General features: G+C 51.2%; 5 protein-coding genes and 3 tRNA genes. 1 reads left to right on the forward strand and 7 read right to left on the reverse strand.

Annotated features, from left to right (window positions below; genetic code table 11):
* Window positions 1-40: 40 nt before the first annotated feature.
* The 7 genes from ACI5FR_RS33195 to ACI5FR_RS33225 all read right to left on the reverse strand — a co-directional run bounded on the left by ACI5FR_RS33195 (window position 41) and on the right by ACI5FR_RS33225 (window position 4774).
* Window positions 41-919, reverse strand: coding sequence for a carbohydrate ABC transporter permease (locus ACI5FR_RS33195; protein WP_405462602.1), 879 nt, complete (start codon window positions 917-919; stop codon window positions 41-43).
* Entirely contained in the window at window positions 912-1964 is a 1053-nt protein-coding gene (locus ACI5FR_RS33200) for an ABC transporter ATP-binding protein (RefSeq protein ID WP_405462603.1), read from the reverse strand. The genes ACI5FR_RS33195 and ACI5FR_RS33200 overlap by 8 nt, the downstream gene beginning before the upstream one ends.
* A gap of 297 nt (window positions 1965-2261) precedes the next feature.
* Window positions 2262-3356, reverse strand: coding sequence for a zinc-binding dehydrogenase (locus ACI5FR_RS33205; RefSeq protein WP_405462604.1), 1095 nt, complete (start codon window positions 3354-3356; stop codon window positions 2262-2264).
* 95 nt (window positions 3357-3451) lie between these two features.
* Complete coding sequence (locus ACI5FR_RS33210; RefSeq protein WP_405462606.1) at window positions 3452-4213, reverse strand: DeoR/GlpR family DNA-binding transcription regulator; 762 nt, start codon at window positions 4211-4213, stop codon at window positions 3452-3454.
* A gap of 259 nt (window positions 4214-4472) precedes the next feature.
* Window positions 4473-4554, reverse strand: a tRNA-Leu gene (locus tag ACI5FR_RS33215).
* A gap of 52 nt (window positions 4555-4606) precedes the next feature.
* Window positions 4607-4682: transfer RNA gene (locus tag ACI5FR_RS33220), tRNA-Lys, on the reverse strand.
* 20 nt (window positions 4683-4702) lie between these two features.
* Window positions 4703-4774: transfer RNA gene (locus ACI5FR_RS33225), tRNA-Glu, on the reverse strand.
* A 300-nt stretch (window positions 4775-5074) separates the two neighbouring features.
* On the opposite strand from ACI5FR_RS33225, the gene corA reads away from it, so the two are divergent.
* Window positions 5075-6004, forward strand: a complete 930-nt coding sequence (corA, locus tag ACI5FR_RS33230) for a magnesium/cobalt transporter CorA (protein WP_405462607.1) — start codon at window positions 5075-5077, stop codon at window positions 6002-6004.
* The last annotated feature ends 119 nt before the right edge of the window (window positions 6005-6123 follow it).

Here is a 6123-nt window from a genome sequence, read left to right on the forward strand (position 1 = left end):
ACGAATTTACCCACCCCTCCCTGTTTAGCATCTCGGGCGTCTATTGATAGTGAACCTTTTTGGCCAGCAATCGGAAGTAGACGAAGGTCAACAGCGCGATGATGGCCATCAACACCACTCCGGTAGCCGAAGCATAGCCTATGCTGTTCGTTCTGAATTCATAAATGTAATAGACAAGCGTCGTCGTAGCGTTATTAGGGCCCCCGCCCGTCATAATCTTTACGGTATCGAATACCTTGAAGGAACCGATCGTCATGATGATCAGGATAAAGAACAGCTGCGGCGAAATCATCGGCAAAGTAATCTTGTAGAACACTTTAAACTTGCTTCCGTTATCCAGCGCGGCCGCTTCATAAATACTGGGCGGGATGCTTTGAAGCGCTGCCACCATGATCAAAGTGTAGTACCCGATATTTTGCCACACGGATACGATGATGATGGACACCATCGCCGTACTCGAGCTTTGCAGCCAGGGTGAGGGCGGCAGACCGAACGTCTTCAACAGGAAGTTGAGCATCCCGTGGCTAGGTTCCATCAGCCACATCCATACCAGCGCGACGGACACGATGGATATGATGTGAGGTGTGAAAATCCCTGCCTGAACAACCGCGTTGAACCGGGTTTTCTTATTCAGCCAGACTGCGATAATGAGCGACAAAAGCATCGTCAGCACGACAACCCCCACGGTGTAGATAACGGTATTGGTGAGTGCGCTGTAGAAATCTTCGCGCGAGAAGATTTGCGTGAAATTGTCTGTCCCAATAAATTTGCTTTTGTCTTTGTTCATCAGATTGTATTTATAAAAGCTTAATTTCACTAAATAAATAACCGGGTAGATTACGAACAGGACGATGCCGATCATAGCGGGTAAGATCATGACGTAAGGACGGACCGTTTCCCATACTCTTCTCTTATCCATGGCGCTGCCCTTTCAGCGCCCTCATGTACTCGCCATATCGGGCATCGGCCGGATCAATCCGGTTCTCGTCGGCCCCGAAGAAAAACAATTTGGTCGCGTCAACGCCCAGATAGACCTCCTGGTCGACCGAGAACCGGTCTTCCGTGCACTTGATCATAAAAGCTTCCTGTCCGGCTTTCACTTGGTAGATCGTTTCCGACCCCAGCATCTCTCTCGTGGCCACGATCCCGCGGACGGTATAATGGGCGTCCAAGGGCTCCACGGACAGCACCGCACTCTCCGGGCGGAACCCGAACTTCGCTCCGTCCACGCCCAAGTCCCCGATGTTCATCGGCGGAACCCCGATAAACTGGGCCGCGAACAGATTGCTTGGCTGCCGATAGATGACTTCGGGAGCAGCCATCTGTTGGATTTGCCCATGGTTCATTAAGACGATCGTATCGGCCATGGACATGGCCTCCACTTGATCATGGGTCACATACACAAAGGTAGTGCCCAGCTTCTTATGCATTTCGATCAGCTCAATGCGCATCTGAACCCTGAGTTTGGCGTCCAAGTTGGATAGCGGCTCATCCATCAGGAAGACGGACGGCTTTTTGACCATGGCGCGAGCTAGAGCAACGCGCTGGCGTTGGCCGCCGGACAGCGTGGACGGCTTGCGGTCCAAATAAGGTTTAAGGCCGACGGTCTCGCAGATGCTCTCCACCAAGCGGTTTCTTTCCTCTTTCCCTACCTTATTGTTCTTCAACCCGAATTCAATATTCTCCCGTACGGACATCGTGGGATAGATCGCATAGTTTTGAAACACCATGGCTACTCCCCTCTGACCCGGAGCTATACGGGTAACATCCTTCCCGTTAATAAGCACCGAACCGGAGGTTTGGGGATCCAGTCCAGCAATCATCCGAAGCAGAGTCGTCTTGCCGCAGCCCGACGGGCCTACCAGAACGGTAAATTTTCCGTCTTCGATCTTTAGATTCAAATCTTTAATGATGACATTCTTATTAAAGGATTGTGTAACTTGCGCAAATTCAATGGATGCCAAAGCGTATTCCTCCTCGTCCAACTGCATTCCGTTTATACTCCGGTCATCATTGTCATCGTTTCCTGCACCCTTACCCATTTTTTTAGTGTCATTGTGAGTAATTTTGTTCACTTATGCTCATTTGTATTGTAAAACCTATTTGTTTTCGTATTGTAAGGCACATATGAAGAATAAGTAAAGGCTTATCCTCAAATTGGAAGCGCTTAAATAATTAAAGTTGTAAAATCGTTCCATTTCGGAACGCTTGATTTACCGACCTATCCTGGTTGTGATACAATTTATTCGACTTTCACTGTGTCACCAGTGAAAGTCGAGGATGGTTTTCTTCCATTCCCTGTGAGCCAAGGCAGATTCCATTGCGCCAGCGAAGTCGTCTGCCTGGCTCACCACCGTATATTGCTCCGGCAGCAAGCTCTTTAACGTGTTCTGACAATCCGGATCTTCCATCACTTTGAGTACCTGCTTGAAATCCACAATCGAGCTTCGGCTGCTGCCGTAGATCGTAATCCCCTTCTCCAGCACATCGCGCGTGTTGATCGGGACAAGCTCTTCACTGACCCCCATCGCGATCAGATGGCCGCCCGGCTTAAGCAGATCGATCCCTTGATTGATCGCGCTCTCGCTGAACCGCCCGCCCGTGCATTCCACTACAATGTCCGCTTTCTCGCTCGAAAGAAAATCATAGGTTTGCACCATCTCGGTTGCGGCGAACGTGAATTCATCCAGCTTCTCCCTCACGGCTCCGAAAACGATCAACCTGTCTCTCCCGACCCCGAATGCGTGATGCAGCATAGCCGCCGTTAAATATCCTACCGGTCCGTCGCCGAACACTGCAATTCGCGCATGATCGAGCATATGGCTTACCGCCCGCAGCGCTCTGTACGATACGCTGCACAGTTCCGCCAATACCGCGATCTCATCCGGTACCGAATCCGGAATCGGAATCAGGCATTCCTCCGGAAGCACCAACCGGCTTTGGGCAATGCCGTCGGTCCCGCTTCCCAGAAACACGCCGCGGGAGCAGTAGTTGTCGGCAATCTCGCCCCGGCATGCCGGACAGCATTGCTCCGGTTCCAGATCATGCAGCAGGTAACCCGGCACATTGGGAACGATCACGACGCGTTGGCCTAGCGCTAGCTTCACGGAATGGCCGTCGACCACGGTGCCAATCCCTTCGTGCAGCAGCGCCATCGGCAATTTCTTCGCCAGCACTTCCGGCTTTCGATGCCCCCCGAAGTAGCGGAGATCGGCATGGCAGATGCTGGCGATTGTCGGCTCGACGACTGCGAATCCCTTGGGGACGCTTCTTTCAACCAGCACTTCCTGAACTACATGGGGCTTTGTTAAGCGCAGCGTACGTGAATGTACGGCCGCTGTTGTTGTGGTGCCCACTAACAGTAACACCTCCGTTGAATGGTTTCTTATATATGAATTTCCCAAGCCTGCAAAGCATACTAGCAAGTCGGCTTCGGAAGGTTCACCGGAAGTTAGACGGTAATCACATTGACACCGGCATCCTGAAATGGCTTGATGTCGTATTGCGGCACTTCTTTGCCCGTAATGATCGTATGAATGGCGCTGTTCGGAGCGACCTTGTGCAAGGACAGCTTGCCGATCTTCGTGTCGTCCGCAACGACGATAACTTCCTGGGCGGCCTCGATCATGCCCTGTTTGGCCAGCACCAGCTGAGCTTCCGGATGCATCAATCCATGCTTCGGATGAATGGCGGGTGTACCTAAGAATGCTTTGGATACATGCAGCGAACGAAGCACATGATCCGTGAACATCCCGTTCAGCATATAGCTCGACGGATACAGCTCCCCGCCGGTCACCGTTACCCTTATACCAGGGGAATCCCGCAACTCAGCCGCTACGTTCATATCGTTCGTGACGACCGTAATGTTGGAGCGATGGACCAAATTTTTCGCGATATGCAGCGTCGTAGTGCCGGAATCGATAATGATATGATCCCCGTCCTCCACTAGACTCGCCGCCATCTTCCCGATACGCATCTTTTGTTCGAGCTGGACGTTGGTCCTTTCATTAAAGGAAGGCTCGTTATGGGTCAGCTTCTCCACGATGACTCCGCCATGAGTTCGTATCAACAGGCCTTCATGCTCGACTTCCGCCAAATCCCGGCGGATGGTCGCTTCATGAACACCGAACTCCAAAGCGAGTGCAGCGACCGATGCTGCGCGGTGCTGCCTGACGTATTCAACTAGTCTCAATTTTCTCTCCGCAGCCAACAATAGACTCACTCCATTCATGGATACGCTTGCAATGAACACTAGTTATGCAATATTTTGTTCAATATTGCTCGAAGATGCACTTTTAGATTACCTTGTTGAAAAGCTCTTTGTCAATATAAAAGTTCGTAAATGAGTCTTTATGCGCACTGTTATTCATTCAATCGCGCAGCTTGATCTATGTTTCTGTAATCCATTTTCATCACAGTAACAAAACAAAAAGAAGCCTTACTTAGTAAGGCTTCCCTTGTTTAGAGAATGATGCGGTCGGCGGGATTTGAACCCGCACACCCACTGGGCACTACCCCCTCAAGATAGCGTGTCTGCCGTTCCACCACGACCGCATATAGATGTTGCTTGATGGCTGAAGCCCCGATCATTCTTGAGGACGAATGATGGTGAGCCATGTAGGACTCGAACCTACGACACCCTGATTAAAAGTCAGGTGCTCTACCGACTGAGCTAATGGCTCTCAAGCTAAAAGAAATACTATGACCCGTAGGGGATTCGAACCCCTGTTACCTCCGTGAAAGGGAGGTGTCTTAACCCCTTGACCAACGGGCCATAATCGATGCCGTTTTTGGCGACAAGAGTTATTATAGCGGAAATACGCGCAGAAGACAAGCTCTATTTTTCAGGAAATGATTCCCTGGCGCCATTCGATTTCCGCCGACCCGTATGATAAAATAAGCATTTATCGAAGCATTTCGAGGAAGCGGGTTCGTCCTTAGAGGTAGCTTATTATGCCGATTCAGGAAGCATTAGCTCTGATGCCTTGTTTCACGCTTTTGTACGGTGAAGCACTTAAACATTCTGAATCTGTAAAATTTGGACTGTCAGTTTGATGAAAGGCAGGGTTCCTCCATGCTGCTGTACCAGAGCACGAACAAGACGATCTCGGAAGTCGACGCCGCGATGCCCGACGAGTGCGAGACCGCTTGGATTCACTTGAACGGCGCCTCTCCGGACGAGATCCGCCATGTACTGACGGAACAATTCCACTGCCATCCGCTGCTCGTGGAAGACTGCATCAAGATGAACCAGCGACCCAAGATGGACCGGTACAAGAATAACATCTTCATCGCCTTCTTCGCCTTGCTGCCGGATCTGAAGCTTCAGGAAATTGCGATCGTGATCGGCCCTAATTACGTTATTACGCTTACGAAACAAGAAGTGCCGTTCCTCACCGCTCTTTATAAGGGCTGCTTGGAGGGTGAGCCTCGCATGGAGCACCCGAGCCTAATTTTGTACCAGCTACTCGATCGTGCTGTCGATGAGTACACCGACCGTGTGAACAAGGCCGACGACCGGATCGACAAGCTGGAACGGGCCATATTCCGCAATCCGTATGTGAAGATCGCCCAGGAAGTATTCAAGATCAAGCGTACGCTCCATCTGCTGCGCCGCGTCTTCGTGGAGGAGCATACGGTGCTAAGCGCCATCCTGCATCAGACGTTTCCTTACACCCGTCAAGAGGCGGATGCGTACTTCGTCGACGTGAACGATCACCTGTCGCGGGTCATCGATACGCTGGACGTTTTCCGCGAGTCGCTAAACGGCTTGCTGGAGCTGCAGATGAATATGAAGGCGGACCGGATGAACGAGATCATGAAGACGCTGACGCTCGTCAGCACGATCTTCATGCCGCTCACGTTCATCGTCGGGATCTACGGCATGAACTTTCATATTATGCCCGAATTGAATTGGCATTATGGCTATTTGTTCGTGTGGGTCATTATGGGCGCTGTCTCGTTCGGGATGTGGATGTATTTTAAGTCGAAAAGGTGGCTGTAATGGGAGACTGCGATGCCTTTGCTTCCGATGCTGATGCTCCGACGTCCCCTTCCGACGGGTTCTGCATCCCTTTCACGCCAACGAAAAAGGACCGCCTATGCGGTCCTTCTTCTTAGCGG

This window comes from Paenibacillus sp. HJGM_3, from assembly GCF_045062745.1.
In the GTDB taxonomy this organism is placed as follows: domain Bacteria; phylum Bacillota; class Bacilli; order Paenibacillales; family NBRC-103111; genus Paenibacillus_AA.